Origin of the sequence: Duganella alba, from assembly GCF_009674495.1 — a bacterium.
Classification (GTDB): Bacteria; Pseudomonadota; Gammaproteobacteria; order Burkholderiales; family Burkholderiaceae_D; genus Rugamonas; species Rugamonas alba.
In genome coordinates, this window is record NZ_WKJN01000001.1 from 189,895 (window position 1) to 205,820 (window position 15,926).

16 protein-coding genes are annotated in these 15,926 nt (G+C 65.4%); 9 read left to right on the top strand and 7 right to left on the bottom strand.

Annotation, left to right across the window (positions count from 1 at the left end):
- Positions 1-20: 20 nt before the first annotated feature.
- Both GJ695_RS00795 and yjjJ read left to right on the top strand, forming a co-directional pair.
- On the top strand, positions 21-971 hold the full coding sequence (locus GJ695_RS00795) for a 2-hydroxyacid dehydrogenase (RefSeq protein WP_154361711.1): 951 nt from the start codon (positions 21-23) through the stop codon (positions 969-971).
- A gap of 86 nt (positions 972-1,057) precedes the next feature.
- Positions 1,058-2,431, top strand: a complete 1,374-nt coding sequence (gene yjjJ / locus GJ695_RS00800; protein WP_154361712.1) for a type II toxin-antitoxin system HipA family toxin YjjJ — start codon at positions 1,058-1,060, stop codon at positions 2,429-2,431.
- Here the strand turns inward: yjjJ and GJ695_RS00805 are convergent.
- From GJ695_RS00805 to GJ695_RS00820, 4 genes are read right to left on the bottom strand one after another with little or no spacing between them, the layout of a single operon-like run.
- Positions 2,388-3,167, bottom strand: coding sequence for a GGDEF domain-containing protein (locus tag GJ695_RS00805; protein WP_154361713.1), 780 nt, complete (start codon positions 3,165-3,167; stop codon positions 2,388-2,390). The genes yjjJ and GJ695_RS00805 overlap by 44 nt on opposite strands.
- Positions 3,167-3,553, bottom strand: coding sequence for a DUF1987 domain-containing protein (locus tag GJ695_RS00810; protein WP_154361714.1), 387 nt, complete (start codon positions 3,551-3,553; stop codon positions 3,167-3,169). The genes GJ695_RS00805 and GJ695_RS00810 overlap by 1 nt, the downstream gene beginning before the upstream one ends.
- A gap of 19 nt (positions 3,554-3,572) precedes the next feature.
- Positions 3,573-4,130, bottom strand: coding sequence for a SiaB family protein kinase (locus GJ695_RS00815; RefSeq protein WP_154361715.1), 558 nt, complete (start codon positions 4,128-4,130; stop codon positions 3,573-3,575).
- 12 nt (positions 4,131-4,142) lie between these two features.
- Positions 4,143-5,345 (bottom strand): SpoIIE family protein phosphatase, encoded by a 1,203-nt coding sequence (locus tag GJ695_RS00820; RefSeq protein WP_154361716.1) that lies wholly within the window; start codon positions 5,343-5,345, stop codon positions 4,143-4,145.
- 204 nt (positions 5,346-5,549) lie between these two features.
- Between GJ695_RS00820 and GJ695_RS00825 the strand changes: the two genes are divergently transcribed.
- The 7 genes from GJ695_RS00825 (at position 5,550) to GJ695_RS00850 (ending at position 11,534) form a co-directional block, all read left to right on the top strand.
- On the top strand, positions 5,550-7,175 hold the full coding sequence (locus GJ695_RS00825; RefSeq protein ID WP_154361717.1) for a methyl-accepting chemotaxis protein: 1,626 nt from the start codon (positions 5,550-5,552) through the stop codon (positions 7,173-7,175).
- A 54-nt stretch (positions 7,176-7,229) separates the two neighbouring features.
- Positions 7,230-7,808: a lipopolysaccharide transport periplasmic protein LptA gene (lptA, locus tag GJ695_RS00830; RefSeq protein ID WP_154361718.1), complete on the top strand. Its 579-nt coding sequence runs from the start codon at positions 7,230-7,232 to the stop codon at positions 7,806-7,808.
- A gap of 4 nt (positions 7,809-7,812) precedes the next feature.
- Positions 7,813-8,991, top strand: coding sequence for a hypothetical protein (locus GJ695_RS00835; RefSeq protein ID WP_154361719.1), 1,179 nt, complete (start codon positions 7,813-7,815; stop codon positions 8,989-8,991).
- Positions 8,992-8,993: 2 nt separating this feature from the next.
- A complete protein-coding gene (locus GJ695_RS00840) occupies positions 8,994-9,359 on the top strand; it encodes a GNAT family N-acetyltransferase (RefSeq protein WP_154361720.1) in 366 nt (121 codons plus the stop codon).
- Between the two features lie 144 nt (positions 9,360-9,503).
- Complete coding sequence (locus GJ695_RS00845) at positions 9,504-9,836, top strand: hypothetical protein (protein ID WP_154361721.1); 333 nt, start codon at positions 9,504-9,506, stop codon at positions 9,834-9,836.
- A gap of 85 nt (positions 9,837-9,921) precedes the next feature.
- Complete coding sequence (locus GJ695_RS29555; protein ID WP_166454979.1) at positions 9,922-10,074, top strand: hypothetical protein; 153 nt, start codon at positions 9,922-9,924, stop codon at positions 10,072-10,074.
- 77 nt (positions 10,075-10,151) lie between these two features.
- Positions 10,152-11,534, top strand: coding sequence for an MATE family efflux transporter (locus GJ695_RS00850; RefSeq protein WP_154361722.1), 1,383 nt, complete (start codon positions 10,152-10,154; stop codon positions 11,532-11,534).
- Here the strand turns inward: GJ695_RS00850 and GJ695_RS00855 are convergent.
- From GJ695_RS00855 to GJ695_RS00865, 3 genes are all read right to left on the bottom strand, one after another.
- Complete coding sequence (locus GJ695_RS00855) at positions 11,531-11,941, bottom strand: hemerythrin domain-containing protein (RefSeq protein ID WP_154361723.1); 411 nt, start codon at positions 11,939-11,941, stop codon at positions 11,531-11,533. The genes GJ695_RS00850 and GJ695_RS00855 overlap by 4 nt on opposite strands.
- 19 nt (positions 11,942-11,960) lie before the next feature.
- Positions 11,961-12,242: a TehB family protein gene (locus tag GJ695_RS00860; protein ID WP_154361724.1), complete on the bottom strand. Its 282-nt coding sequence runs from the start codon at positions 12,240-12,242 to the stop codon at positions 11,961-11,963.
- Between the two features lie 75 nt (positions 12,243-12,317).
- Positions 12,318-15,851, bottom strand: coding sequence for a CHASE domain-containing protein (locus GJ695_RS00865; RefSeq protein ID WP_154361725.1), 3,534 nt, complete (start codon positions 15,849-15,851; stop codon positions 12,318-12,320).
- Positions 15,852-15,926: the final 75 nt, after the last annotated feature.

The window sequence follows — 15,926 nt, forward strand, 5'->3', positions numbered from 1 at the left end:
TAACCCGACTAGGTATTGATATGAAACCTGAACTCTTGGTATTGGCGGCCAGTCCATCGGCCGACGTGATGGCGCAACTGGCGCAGCATTTTGAATGCCACCACCTGTGGCAGCAGCCGCGCGAACAGCAGGCCGCCTGGCTGGCCGGCGTGGCCCCGAATGTGCGGGGCGTGCTGACCACCGGCGCTATCGGGATGAAAGCCGAGCTGCTGGCACAGTTGCCGAAGCTGGAAATCCTCGCCGTCAACGGCATCGGCACCGACGCGGTGGACCTGGCGGCGATGCGCGCGCGCGGCGTTGTTGTCACCAATACGCCGGGTGTGCTGACCGACGACGTGGCCGACCTGGCACTGACGCTGCTGCTGGCGGCCGCGCGCCGCTTGCCGGCGCTGGACACTTTCGTGCGCAACGGCGCGTGGGAAGCCGGCAAACCGATCGCCACCACGCGCGCCTTGCGCGGCAAAGTGTGCGGCATCTACGGATTCGGCCGCATCGGCCAGGCGATCGGCGCGCGCGCGCAGGCTTTCGGCATGGCGCTGCAATACTTCCAGCCGCGCGCCATCGAAGGCACGGCGGTGCCGCGCGCCGAGTCGCTGCTGGCCCTGGCCGAGGCCAGCGACTATCTGGTGGTGGCGGCGCCAGGCAGTCCGGCGACCCACCACACGGTGAATGCGGCGGTGCTGGCCGCGCTCGGCCCGCAGGGAACGCTGGTGAATATCGCCCGTGGCTCGCTGGTGGACGAAGAGGCGATGATTGCCGCGCTGCGCGAGCGCGCGCTGGGCATGGCGGCGCTGGACGTCTTCGCCGACGAGCCGCGCGTGCCTGCCGCGCTGCGCGAGCTGGAAAATGTGGTGTTGACGCCGCACGTCGGCAGCCTGACGGTGGAAACCCGGCACGCCATGGGCCAGCTGGTGGTCGACAATCTGCGCGCGCATTTCGACGGAAAACCGCTGCTGACACCTGTGAGGTAATCGTTTCATATTAATGACGATTGTGCGTCCAAGTCATTGAATATGCTATATTAATGCTAATAGAATCGTTTCATGGAACGTTTCACATGGCTGACATATTACATATTCTGCGACTGGCGCGCGTGCTCTCCGGCGCCGACCTTCTGGCGCGGCTGCAAAAAGACCGCCCGACGCTCAGCCGCGCCACCATGATGCGCATGGTGCGCGAACTGGGCGACCAGGTGGTGGTGCGCGGCGCCGCCCGCCGCACCAGCTATGCGGCGCGCCGTCCGCTGCGCGGCAGCACGGCGCCGATCCCCGTCTACCGCATCGACCGCACCGGACGCGGCGAGCAGATCGCCTTGCTCGATCCGATCTACCCGGCCGGCTGCGCGCTGCGCTACGAGCAGCAATTCGAATGGCCGCTGGCGCCGGAGATGCGCGACGGCTGGTTCCCCGGCCTGCCATACCCGCTGGACGACATGCGGCCGCAGGGCTTCCTGGGCCGTAACTTCGCCCGCAACTACGCCAGCCTGCTGCAAGTGGGCGCCGATCCGCAGAAATGGCCGGAGGACGACATCCTCTATGTGCTGTCCAACCTGGGCGCGGACAGCGCCGGCAACTACATCATCGGCGACGCCGCCTACCGCCGCCACCTGGAGACCATGCAGCAAGGTCACGCGCTGCTAATCGAGCAGAGCTACCCGCAGCTGGCGGCAAGCGCCATGCAAGCCGGCGACGCCGGTTCCTCGGCCGGCGGCGAGTTCCCGAAATTTACCGCGTTCCGCGAGCATGGCGGCGAGCGCGCCCACGTCATAGTCAAATTTTCCGGCAACGACCACACGCCGGGCGTGCAGCGCTGGTCGGACCTGCTGGTGTGCGAGCACCTGGCATTGGAGGCCGTGGGCGGCGAACTGGGACTGGCCGCCGCGCGCAGCCGCGTCCACCGCGCCGACAACCGCACCTTCCTGGAAGTGGAGCGCTTCGACCGCCACGGTGAATTCGGCCGCTCCGCCGTATGCAGCTGGGCGGCGCTGGACGCCGCCCTGTTCGGCATGGCGGGAGAAAACTGGAGCAGGGTGGCGGCGCGCATGCTCGCCGGCCGCTACATCAACGCGGCCACGCATGCAGGCATCAACCGTCTGTGGCATTTCGGCCGGCTGATCGCCAACAGCGATATGCACGAGGGGAACCTGGCGTTTGTGCCGGGCGAAGAGGGGCAGCCGCCATTGGCGCTGGCGCCGGCCTACGACATGCTACCGATGCTGTATGCGCCGGCGCGCGGCGTCGAACTGCCGCTACGCGAATTCGCGCCCGCGCTGCCACTGCCGCCCGAGCGCGAAGACTGGCTGGCGGCGGCCGACGCGGCCATCGCCTTCTGGCGCGCGGCCGGCGCGGATGAACGCATCAGCGCCGCCTTCCGCGCCACCTGCAAGGCTAATGGCAGGGAGTTGAAGCGTCTGCGGGCGCTGGCGGCGTAGGCGGGGTGGTGACGGGCAGCGGCAGCTGGGAATAGCTGCGGATGCAGTTGCGGCCCGCGCGCTTGGCGGCGTACAGCGCCTCGTCCGCGCGGCTGTAGGCCAGTTCGAAGCTGGTGCCCTGGGCGTTCCAGCTGACGCCGACGCTGGCCGTGACCTGGCGGTTGATCGGCGCGCCGAAGACCTGGTCGGCGATGGTGTCGCAGATGCGCGCCGCCACTTCCTTGGCTTCTTCCTGCGATGATGTGGGCCACACCACCGAGAACTCTTCGCCGCCGACGCGGCCGATGGCCACGGTCGGTCCGAACAGCTCCTTCAGGCAATCGACCACGGTCTTGATCACGGTGTCGCCGGCCGGGTGGCCGAAGTCGTCGTTGATCCACTTGAAGTGATCGATGTCGAGCACGATCAGCGCCATGTCGCCGTCGGCCAGGCAGCCCGACGCCTGCTCGATGACGGCCGCGCGGTTCAAGGCGCCGCTCAGCGGATCGTGGGTGGCGCGGTACTCAAGCTGCTGCGCCAGCTCGTGCAGCTGGCGGTTCATCTGGTTCATGTCGAATTCGGCGCGGTCGCTGCGGCGGATCAGGCGGCGGCTCTCGCGCATCAGGCGCTCGTAGTGGACGATCATTTCAGCCAGCGCGGCGCGGGCGTCGGCGCACGGATCGGCGTGTGCCGCCTTGGCATTGGCCAGGGCGGCGCTTTCCAGCGCAAACAGGTCCGCGTCGGCCGGGGGCTTCATCAGTTGCTCACAGCGTGATCGTGGAAGTCCAGCGCGCCGAAATCGTCCTGCAGCTCCTGGCCGAATTCGAGGATGGTGTCGTCGTCTTCATCGTGATACCAGTTCAGGCGCACCTGGTTGCCGGCGATGGCCGCGTTGTTCAGCGCTTCGAAGAAGGTGAACAGCATCTTGGTGCTGGAGCTGTTGAAGTAGGCCAGCGACACGTTCACGGTGATCTCGGCATCGTTGCAGCTGTCCAGGTAGGCCTGCACGCGCGCGATCACCGGGCCGTAGAAGGCGGCGGCGTTTTCCGGATAGGATTCGCCCTTGATCGACAGCGTATGCTGGTCGAAACGGAAATCGACTTCCGGCGAAGTCGGCGAGGCGGCGATGAAAAGTGGGTCCATTTTATAGTTCTCAGTGTGTTCAGATAATCGCTTTGATGCAGAAGACCGTGGCGTCCGGGTTGTGCTCATCCTGCACGAACTCGAATTCCAGCGGTTCGCTGGCGTCGCGCGCCATGGTCAGGAAGCCCAGGCCGGCGCCCTTGCTGTCGGCCGGCGTTTCGTCGCGCAGGGCCTTCTTGTAGGCGGACTTGATCTCTTCCATGCTCATGGTGTGCAGCGGCTCCAGGCGGCTGCGGATGTTTTCCGCGTTGGCGCTGTCGACCGGATTGGCGCACAGCAGGAAGAAGCTGTCGTCCTTCATGCCGATGCAGAACGAGCCGCGCCGCATCTGGTTTTCGGTGGCTTCGTGCGGCGTCAGCGTGTCGGACGAGTAGTGCATGATGTTCTGCGACATTTCCACAAACGACGAGAAGATGCGGCGGCGCGTCGGCCCGGCGGCGCCGGCCGTGTCCAGCCGCGCCTTGATGGTCTCGGAAATGGCCGCCACCACGTGCTGAGAGAAATAGCCCACGTAGAAGAAGATGATGTGGCGCTTGCGGGCCACTTCATAGAAATCGCTGAATTCTTTGTACAACAAGTGAAGCTCCTCTTAGGGGCGTAAGCAGAAAAAGGTGAGGTCGTCGCGGCGCGGCTGTTCGCCTTGCCACGCCTGGTAGTCGTCCAGCATGGCCTGCGACACGTGGCGCGCGCATTCGGTGCGCTGCGCCAGCAGCACGTCGCGCATGCGGCGCTTGCCGTAGGCGATGTCCTTGGCGCCGCCGATCTGGTCGATCAGGCCATCGGTGGTGAGGAACAGCAGGCTGCCTTCCGGGATGACGATGACCTTGTTGGTCCAGGCGTAGTCCAGCGGCGAATCGACGTAGCCGACGCCCATGCGCTCGCCGTCCACGGTCTGCACCGCCTGCTGGTCCGGGTCGAGCTGGAACAGCGACAGCTTGGCGCCGGCGAAGTGCAGCTGGCGCGTGGCGTTGTCGAACCAGAGAAAAGCGGCGTCCATGCCGTCGTTGGATTCGGCCTGGCCGTGGCCTTCGACCTGGCCCAGCATGCCCTTGACGCCGCGATTGACTTCGCCGATCAGCGCCGCCGGATCGCGCGGCCCCAGTTGCTGCAAGGCCTGGGTCAGCGTCGACGACGAAATCAGCGTCATGAACGCGCCCGGCACGCCGTGGCCGGTGCAGTCGGCGATGGCGGCGAACCAGCCGTCCTCGTAGCGGGCGAAATGATAGAAGTCGCCGCCGACCACGTCGCGCGGCTGCCATTCGAGGTGGGCGTCGTCCAGCGCATCGGACAGCGCCAGGTTGGAAGGACGCAGCAGCGAACGCTGGATCACGCTGGCGTAGTCGATGCTGTGCATGATCTGGCGGTTTTTCTCGGCCTGCATATTGGCCACCACGTTCATCAGCTGCAAACCGAAGCCGACACCGGCCAGCGCGCCGTCCTTGGTGACGATGAAGCCGTCGGCCAGCGCCTTTTCGCCCGATTCGACGGCGCGGAAGGTCAGCGCCTCGATGCTCATGGCGGCATCGACGATCAGCGGCTCCTTGTCCATGAAGGCGATGCAGCTCTTCTTGCCATACAGCTCGTGGTAGAAGGGCTTGGACATCTGCGACATGAAGATGTTGCGGCTGATGAGGCCGATAGGGCGGCCGCCCTCGATGACGGGCAGGCTCATCAGGTCGCGGCGTTCGGTGAACAACTCCAGCACGGAAAAATTGGTGGTGTCGGACAGGACCGAGATCGTTTCCACGCACAGGTCGGCGGCGACGGACAGACGAAAACGGGGAAGATGCAAACGAGAGGCATTGAACTCCACGGCCGGGAACCTTTATCAACACTGAGTTCCTACATGCTAGTGGGCAATTGTTACACCCTCATTACATATTGACTAAAAGAAAACAATGTTGCACATATTGCCGCACGGTAACGATGGCGTCATATTGGGTGTGTAAATTGGTGAGAATTCGCGCTGAAGGCGCATTCCTTGTGATGAAACGCTATGAAATTTCCCCAATTGAATACCGGCATGCGAGTCGTGGCGTCGTTTGCCGTGCTGTTGTTTGTGATGGCGTGCATGTCGATGGTGTCGTTGTGGCGGCTGCAGGCGGCCAACGATACGGCGTCCAACCTGGTCCACGAAAAGCTGGCGCGCCAGCAGATGACCTCGGAATTGCTGGGCGTGACCGAGCTGAACGGCCTGCGCGCCATGTCCATCGGCCGCAGCGACAGCCTGGAGGTGTCGGACATCTTCCAGGCCCAGCTGACGGCCGGCGACAAGGTGGCCGCTGAAATGGAGCGCAAGCTGACGGCGGCGCCGGCGGTGGGCGACGAGGCCGCGCTGCTGCGCGCGGCGGCCGGCAAGAAAGCCGCGTTCATGGCCCTGCGCGCCGAACTGTTCAAGTTCAAGGACAGCGGCCGGGTGCAGGAAGTCGGCGACCTGCTGGATAACAGGTGGCCCGGCGTATTCCTGGCCTACACCGGCGCGCTGGAAAAGCTGCTGGCCTATCAGACGCAGCAGGCGAAGGCGCTGGCCGAGGCCTCCGCCGGCCAGTTCGAGCAGAGCCGCGCGCTGCTGATCGGCCTGGGCGTGGCGACGCTGGCGCTGGGCGCGGTGCTGGCCTTGCTGCTGACGCGTAGCATCGTGCGGCCGCTGACGCAAGCCGTGGCGCTGGCCGAGCAGGTGGCCGGCGGCGAGTTGCGGGTGGCGATCGCGCACGGCCGCAGCGACGAGATCGGCAAGCTGTTCGACGCGTTGAGTCACATGACGGGCCGGCTGGCCGATACCGTCGGCCGCGTGCGCGACGGCGCGGTGGCGATCGATTCGGCGTCGCGCGAAATCGCCAACGGCAATATGGATCTGTCGCGCCGCACCGAGCATCAGGCCGGCGCGCTGGAGGAAACGGCGTCGGCGATGGAGGAACTGACCTCGGCGGTCAAGCAGAACAGCGGCAACGCGCGCCAGGCCAACCAGCTGGCGCGTTCGGCCTCCGAAGTGGCGGGCAAGGGCGGGGCGGTGGTGGCGGAGGTGGTGCAGACCATGGCCAGCATCAACGAGTACGCGCACAAGATCGTCGATATCACCGGCGTCATTGACGGCATCGCGTTCCAGACCAACATCCTGGCGCTGAATGCGGCGGTGGAGGCGGCCCGCGCCGGCGAGCAAGGCCGCGGTTTCGCCGTGGTGGCGGGCGAGGTGCGCAACCTGGCGCATCGCGCGGCCGAGGCGGCCAAGGAAATCAAGAAGCTGATCAACGACTCCGCCGAGCGGGTGGCCAGCGGCGCCGCGCTGGCCGAAACGGCCGGGACAACGATGACGGAAATCGTCGCCAGCGTGCACAAGGTGACGGCGATTATCGGCGACATCAGCGCGGCCAGCGCCGAACAGGAACATGGCATCCAGCAGGTCAACACCGCCATCACCGACATGGACGATGTGACGCAGCAGAACGCCGCGCTGGTGGAGGAGGCCGCCGCTGCAGCCGCGGCGATGCAGGATCAGGCGCGCGAGCTGGCGGAACTGGTGGGTTCGTTCAAGCTGGAGCCGCAGCAGGCCGGCGTCCAGCATCTGCCGCCGCGTGCCGCGCTGCCGGCGCCGGACGATCATGCGCTGCGCCGGGCGGCCTGATCGGCGTGACAAAAAGTGAGATTGCGCTTCTGCAAATGTTGTATAGTGGATTGTATGAAAAAGACATTTCTCCTTCTTTGCGGTCTCCTGGCCTGTGTATCCGCCGCGCAGGCGGAGCGGAATGACAGCTTTCAAAAGACCGTCATTCGTGCGCGTGACGGCGCAGGCGATCTGGTGCACAAGGTGACCACGCTGACCGGCAAGATCGAAGTCCGCCGTGGCACGCTGCTGATCCAGGCCGAGCACGGCATATTGACGGAGGATGCGCAAGGCTACCAGCACATCGTGCTCAGCACCTTGCCGGGCGAGAAACCGGTGTTCTTCCGCCAGAAACGCGACGGCGGCGAGAACCTGTGGATGGAAGGCGAGGCGCTGCAAGTCGAATATGACGAGAAGGCGGAGCTGGTGGATCTGAGTAGCGATGCCAAGGTCCGCCGGACGGCCGACGCGGTGGTCACCGACGAAGTGACGGGCGAGCACATCATTTATAAATCGCGCGAGGAAAAGTATTTTGTCACCCAGCTGCCAGGCGGCAGCCCGGTGGCCGACCGGCGTGGCGTGATGGTCTTGCAGCCGGTCAGGAAAGATCCGCTGATCTCGCCGGCATCGGCCACCGCGTCGACCCATCAATAACAGGATGCGGCGCCATGTTGTCGCCGCCTTGCTGGCCGGCGTTTGTCACGCCGCCTCGGCGGACGAGGCCGAACTGCGCAAGGCAGAGCAGGCCTTGCAGCAGGCCCGCGCCACCAACTCCAATGAATTGTCGCGCCATTTGCAGATGCTTGCGGCGCAGCGTGCCTTCATGGGCGACGCCAACGGCGCCATTGCCGCCTTCGACGAGCAACCAGGACGCACGCCAAGCGCCGATGCCGATGATGTCGAACGGCTGACGGCCGCAAAGGAAGAAGACGCCATCGAGGCTATCGTGCGCGAGGCCGGCAAGCACCAGATCGTGATCCTGAACGAAGCGCATCACGTGCCGCTGCACCGCGCTTTCGCCATGCGGCTGGCGCGCGAACTGCATCGCAGCGGCTATACCTGGCTCGCCTGCGAGACTTTCCAGACTGCGCCGTTCAAGCAGGGCTACCTAGCGGCTGCGGATGGCTATTATTCGGGCGAGCCGGTATTCGGCAATTTCCTGCGCGAAGCGGCGGCGAGCGGCTGGCAAATGGTGCAGTACGAGCCGCTGGATGATACGCAGGCCGGCACCTTCGAGGAGCGGATCGAGCGGCGTGAGAGCGGCGAGGCGCGCAATCTGGTGAAGCGTATTTTTGCCGGCCATCCGGATGCCAAGGTGTTTATCTATGTCGGCTACAGTCACGCCATGGAAGTGCCGCGCTTCGGTGACAAGGGTAACGTCTGGATGGCGGCGCAACTGCGCCATCTGACCGGTCTGGACCCGCTGACCATCGACCAGACCGACATGATGGCGCACAGCGTGCCGACGGCGGAGCATCCTGTGTATGCTGCGGCGGTCAATCGCGCGCAGCGCACCTCGCCATTCGTGCTGCGCGCGCCGGGCGGCGGCTACGAAGTGTTCGGCCACTACCGCAATGCCATGGACATGCAAGTTGTGCATCCAAGATATGGCGACGACGCGGCCAGCGGCCGGCCCGCGTGGCTGCGCACTTTGGCCGGCTTCGAAGCGGTCGATGTGCCGGCAGCCACGCAGTCCGCGCCGCATTTCGTCTACGCTTACCCGGCAGGTCAGCCGGACCATGCCGTTCCTGCCGACGTTGTACGGATTGAGCCAGACAAGCCAACACCGAAATTCATGCTGCCGCAGGGCGACTACCGCTTCGTCGAGAGGCCGTGAAGATGGCGACCATATCGCTTCCAGATGAAATCCGCACGCAACGACTGACGTTGGACAACGACGACATCCCGATCGGCATGCTGGAAGCGCGCCTGCAACCGCATACCATCGACCTCGGCTACGTCTTGCAGCGCACATACTGGGGCGAAGGCCTGATGCCGGAAGCGATCATCACCTTCAGCGAGTTGGCGCTGTCGCGGCCCGAATACTTCCGCATCCAGGCCACCTGCGACGTTGACAATGTAGCCTCCGCCCGCACCCTGGAAAAATCCGCCTTCCTCCGCGAAGGCCGGCTGGAGCGGCACACCGTCATCCCCAGCCTGAGCGCCGAGCCACGGGCCGCATTCATGTACGCCCGCTGCCGGTGAAAGTCATTCCAGAGAAAAAGAATCAGCGCACAACTGTTGCGCGCATCAGAAACCTTTAACGTGACAAAGCGTGAACATTGTGCGTCTGTAAAGGTTGTATAGTCTGCGAGCGAAAATTCTTTATGACTCTTCAAAGAGGAAAAAATGATTGTTTGGCGCGGGTATGGAATTCTGGTGCTGGTGTTTACCGTCATTGGTTACGCCTTGGGGAAAGTGGGCGCCGAGCAGATTTGGGGGACGCCCTTGGCGCCGAATTATCGCCAGGGCGCCGAACTGGCCGGCATGCTGCTGGCCGCCGCCATCGTCTACGGCCTGCACCGCCTGATCGAGGCACGGCAGGCGCCGCGCGCCTTTGTCGACAAGGCCACGGGCGAAGAGATCATCGTCAAGCCGCGCCACGATCTGTTCTTCATCCCGCTCAAGATCTGGCCGTACATCCTGGCGCTGCTGGGCGTCTGGTTCTTCTTCCAGAAATAAACACAAAACAGGGCGCTGTTTGCAGCATGGACGCCGCGCCCTGCGGCGCATGATGGTCTGGTCACATCCGGATTCAGAGGCCATCATGGAAACGCAAACCACCCATCCCAGCAAGGAAGCCGTGCGCCGCCTGCTGCAGCAGCGCCGCGCCGATCACACACCACCGCCGACGCCCGAACGCATCCGCGAACAGCTGGGCTGGCGACTGCTGACCGACGACAAGCCAGCTTCTCGATAGATTTTTCAAATCGATGCACTGAAACCGCTTCCACATGGTATAAAGTCAAGCTATTCAGCAATACTTTATCGCCAGCCATGTCCAACGCCAGAACGCCGATCCGCACGCCGCCCATGTTCAACCTTGCGTGGCCATTGCTGGTTGAACTGGGACTGGCGATCGCTTCCAGCGTCATCGGCACGGCGCTGGCCTCGCGCATTTCGGACGAAGCGGGCGGCGCGTTCGCCATCGCCAGCCAGGTCTCGGCGGCGCTGTTCATTTTGTTCCGCATCATCGGCGCCGGCGTCAGCGTGGTGGTCACCCAGAATCTGGGCGGCGGCCAGCGCGCCGCCGCCAACAAGGTCGCCCGCGCGGTGGTCGGCGCCAGCACCTGGCTGGGTGCGGTCACCGGTCTGATCGCCATGCTCGGCGCGCATGGCCTGCTGCACCTGTTGAATACGCCGGCCGAGGTGCTGCCGATTGCCGCGCCGTTCCTGATCGCGCTGGGGCCGGCCATGCTGTTCGATGCCTGGAACGCGTCGATGGCGGGCGTGATGCGCGCCCACCTGCGCACGCGCGACACGCTGGTGGTGCTGATCATCATGCACCTCAGCCACCTGCTGCTGGCGCTGCCGCTGATGTATGGCTGGGGACCATTTCCGGCGCTCGGCCTGCCGGGCTACGCGCTGGCGTTGACCGCCAGCCGCATGATCGGCCTGGCGCTGCACCTGCTGATGTGGCGCGTCCACCTCGGCATCACGGTGGCGCGCGACGACTGGTGGCGTTTGCCGCGCACCGAACTGTCGGCGGTGCTGCACATCGGCTTGCCCGGCGCGGCCGAGAATATCGCCTGGCGCCTGGCCTTCATGGTCAGCGTGGCGACGGCCGCGGAACTCGGCGCCAAGGCGCTGGCGACGCAGGCCTATGTGCTGCAACTGATGGGCGGCGTCATGATGTTCAGCATCGCCACCGGACTGGCGGTGGAAATCGTCGTCGGCTACCTGATCGGCGCCGGACAACTGCGTGAAGCGCACCGCGTGGTCAAGCGCGCGCTGGCGCGCGGGCTGGTGGTGTGCGTGCTGATCGCGGCCTGCGCGGCGCTGCTGGGCCAGTGGCTGCTCGGCTGGTTTACGCAGGACCACGAGATCCTCGCCGCCGGCGCCACGCTGCTGTGGATTACCGTGGTGCTGGAACCGGGCCGCACCTTCAACCTGGTGGTGATCAACGCGCTGCGCGCGGCTGGCGACGCGCGCTTCCCGGTGATGGCCGGCGCCTTCTCGATGCTGTTCGTGCTGGCCGGCGGCAGCTGGCTGCTGGGCGTGGTGCTCGGCTGGGGCCTGCCCGGCGTGTGGATCGCCTACGCCGCCGACGAATGGATACGCGGCCTGATCATGTGGCGCCGCTGGCAAACCCACGCCTGGGTGCCGCACGCGCGCACTTCGCGCAAGCGCCTGCGGTCGCCCATCGTCATCGAAGGTTAAACCGCTTCGATGGCGGGATAGAACTCGCGGTCTTCGCGCTGCATGCGTTCGTACAGCGCCTTCAGCACCTGATTGGCCTCGGTGCGGAAGGATTCCGGTTCCGCCGCCAACTGGCGCGGCGTATTCCATTTGGCCGCGAAGCCGAGGTAGCTGCCGGCGATGCCATCCATCTCGCGGTGATATTGCTGGCTCATGCCGGCCAGCCGCTTGTTGCCGCTGGCTTCCAGGGTCGGATACAGCACGCGGTCTTCCACGGCAAGGTGCAGTTTGATGATGCCGCTCATGGCGATGATGCGTTGGGCGATGTCGTCCGCATGATCGGTAATGCCGCTTTGGACCAGCTTGCGCAAGTCGGCGATGGCGCTGAGGATGTCGATGTGCTGGTGTTTGAATTTGTCGATATTCATGATGCGGGTCCTTGGTTGATTAGCGGTGGAAGTCCAATTGGAAGCGCACCGGCCCAATCACCTGGACTTCATGTTCAATCCGCGGCTCGACCACGCCGGGCAGTTCGGGCGTCAGCAGCACTTCTTCCGGCTGCACGCGCGGATCGGTGATGCGGTAGAGCAGGCAGCCTTCAAGGATGCGAATGCGCGCCCAGACGTCGCCGGCGGTGGTATGGCCGCGCTGGATGGCGGCGGGAACGGTGTCTTCGGTGAAGACGGCGGTGCTTTTGTAGTGTGTGACTGTGGCGGGTAGTGTTTTCATGGCGGTCAATGCAGGCATAAAGATATATGTGAAATACTACATTAAAATAAAAAAGTCTGCCTGGCGTGCGGTGAATTAGCGGCTGGAGGCGGCTTTGAGCGAGGCGGGCAGGTTGCGGGCGATCACGCGCAGCATTTCCTCGACGTCGATGGGCTTGGCGATGAAGTCGTTCATGCCGCAGGCGATGCACTGCTCGCGCTCGGACGCCATCACGCCGGCCGTCATCGCCAGCACCGGGAGATGCAGCTTCAGTTCATCGCGTATGCGGGTGGTGGCTTCGAAGCCGTCCATCTCCGGCATCTGCACATCCATCAGCACCAGGTCGTAGCGGTGCGCCTCGGTACGTAGATGGTCGACGGCGGCGCGGCCATTGTCGGCGGTCGCGATCACCGCGCCCGCGTGTCCCAGCATGGTGCTGGCCACCAGCTGGTTGACCGGATTGTCCTCGACCAGCAGGATGCGCACGCCGTCCAGCCGCTGCACGGCGCTGTCGGCTTCGGACAGCGGCGCGGCGTCCCTGGCGCCGGCTTGTGCCTGCTGCAGCGTCTCCGCCAGCCGCGCGCCGGTGACGGGCTTGAGCAGCACCGCGTCCGCCGTCTGCGCGCCGTCCGTGTGCAGCAGCTTGCCCTGGCCGAAGGCGCTGATCATCAGGATTACCGGCGTTTTCGGAATGGTGGGGTCGGCGCGGATGGCCTGCATGGTGGACAGGCCGCACATGCCGGGCATGTCCCAGTCGACCAGGATGCCGTCGTAGCGGGCGCCGTGGCCGCGCAGCAGCGTCAGCGCCTGTTCGCCGGTGCTGGCGCTGTCGGCGCTCCAGCCGCGCGCGCGGATCGAGCGGCACAGGTAATCGGCGCTGATGCTGTCGTCGTCCACCACCAGCAGATGCTGCACGCTGCCGAGTCGCTCGTGCGATGCGTCGGCGCCGATCTGCAACGGCACCGTGAGTATGAATTCGCTGCCGACGCCGGGTGTGCTGCGCACGTCGATGGCGCCGTCCATCAGCGCCGCGATACGGCGCGAGATGGCCAGCCCCAGGCCGGTGCCGCCGAAGCGGCGCGTCATCGATGCATCGGCCTGGGAAAAGGGCGCGAACAGCTGCGTCACGCGGTCGGCGGGTATGCCGATGCCGCTGTCGCGCACCGTGAAGCGCAGCGTGGCCGGTGCCTGCGCCAGTTCCACCAGCACCGCCACCGATCCCTTTTCCGTGAACTTGATGGCGTTGCCCACCAGGTTGATCAGCACCTGCTGCAGGCGGTGGCCGTCGCCCACCAGCGTCTGCGGCACGCCCGGTTCGACGCCGATCGCCAGTTCCAGATCCTTCTCGCCGGCGTTGACGGTCATGATGGTGGCGATCGCCTCCAGCATGGCGGACAGCTGGAACGGCGCCGGCGCCAGCTCCATGCGCCCGGCCTCGATCTTGGAGAAGTCCAGCACGTCGTTCAGGATGCTGAGCAGCGAGTTTCCGGACGACCGTATCATCTCCACGTACTTCAGCTGCTCGGCCGACAGCGAGGTATTGCCGAGCAAATGCGCCATGCCCAGCACCGCGTTGAGCGGCGTGCGGATCTCGTGGCTCATGTTGGCGACAAACTCGCTCTTGGCGCGGCTGGCCGCCTCGGCCTGGTCGCGTGCGGCGATCAGCGAGCTTTCCGACTGCCGCAGCGCGCCCGTCATCTGCCGCGCCAGCGCGGTGGCGTAGGCCTGGCGCGCCGTCAGCGCGCGCACCACGGCAAAGAACAGCAGGCTGATAATCACGCCGGCCAGCAGCACGATGTGCGATTTCTGGCGGTCGATGGAATCCTCGAAGGCCGGCTGCGAGGCGAAGCGCAGCGTCCACTGGTGATGCAGCAGGTCGAGCGACATGCTGCGCAGGTAGGGATTCGGATACTGCTGCGGATCGGCCGGCTCGCGCTCGCTGGCGAACAGCAGCGCGGCGGGATCGGGCCGCGCGCCGTCGAAGACTTCCACCCGCACCGTGCTGTCGGCGGGCGCCAGCAGATCGTGCATCAACTCGTCCGCGCGGATCGGGCTGTAGGCGAAACCCTGCAAGGCCGCCATGCGCTGCTCGGGGCTGGATTGTGGCCCCAGCAGCACGTCCTTGCGGTAGACCGGGAAATACATCAGAAAGCCCGGCAGACCGGCGTTCTGCTCCTCCTGCACCAGCACCACCTTGGCCGTTACCGCCGGTGAGCCGCTGCGCGCCGCATCCAGCAGCGCGGTGCGGCGGGTCGGCTCGGACATCATGTCGTAGCCAAAGGCGCGCAGGTTGCGGCCGGCGAACGGCTCGATGTACAGCACCACCACCGACATGCCGGGATCGGCGCCATGGTTGTTGTTCCAGATGGTGAAGTCTTCGTAGCCCTGGTTGCGGATATCCGCCTGCATCGTTGCGCGCTGGTCGGCGCGCAGGTAGACGCCGTAGCCCAGTCCCATCACGCCGGGGAAGTTGTGTTCCAGGTCCATGCCTTCGGCGAAGTCGCGCCACTGGTCGCGCGTGGGCTGCTGCTGCGCCTTGAACAGCGCCTGCGCGCCGCGCAGGCCTGATTCGTAGAGCGTCATGCGGCGCGAGATGCGCTTGGCGATGTCCGCGCATTCGGCCTCGAACTGTTCCTGTGCACGGCGCTCGGTGCTGGCGGCCAGCAGATGCCACACCGCCACCGTCAGGCCGACACCGATCAGCAGCGTGCCCCATTGCGCGCCGATGAACTGCATCGCGTGGTCGCCGACACGCTTGCGCTCACTGGCGTCGGCGCACAGCACCATGGCGATCAGGCTGCACAGCATGATGAAGCTGACCAGCGCGATCAGCGCGTCGTTCAGTGTGCCGACCGCGAACGGTCCCAGTCCGTGGATGGTGCCCGTCACCGCGCTGCCCGCCGCCACCATGCAGATGGTGCTGGCGCCGCGCAGGCCATGGCGGAACGACGACCAGGCGATGGCCGGCACGAACAGATAGGGCAGCCATCCCAGTCCATCATCGTAGGAATAGCGGCGGCCGAACACCATGTACGACAGCGCCGCCAGCAGCACCAGCGACACGCCGATCTCCAGTGCGCCGCGCCAGCTCCAGCGCGGCCGCCGCCGCACGCACCAGACCAGGATGGCCGGACCGACCAGCAGGACGCCGGCGGTATCGCCCACCCACCAGGTCAGCGCGATGGCGCCGTGGGCGGCGGCCGGCGCCAGACCGCTGTACACCAGCGTGGTGCTGCCGATGCCGGCGCTGACCGCGCTCATGCCCATGGCCACCAGCGCGAATTTGTAGACGTTCTGCTGCTGGCCGATGGGTTGCTTGATGTCGAAATGGCGCCGCACCAGCCAGACGCCGGACAGGGCCTCCAGCGTATTGCCGCCGGCGATCAGGATGGAAGCCAGCAGTACGCCACCGTGCAGCGACAGGCCGTTGGCGTAAAAGGTGGCGATATTGGCGGCCAAGGCTCCCAGAAAGATAGCCGGCCAGGCGCGGTAACCCATCAGCAGCAAGGCGGCAAAGGCGATGCCGGAAGGCGGCCAGACCGGCGTCACATTCGTATGCGCGAACGCCAGCAGCAGGCTGGCGCGGGCGATCAGGGCGTAGCACAGCGTGAGCAGCACGAGCGCGCGCATGGCGAGGTTCTGTGGTTGTCAACGATGAGCCACTATAGCGTAAATATTGTCATAATGGTTTGGCATTCGGACCCG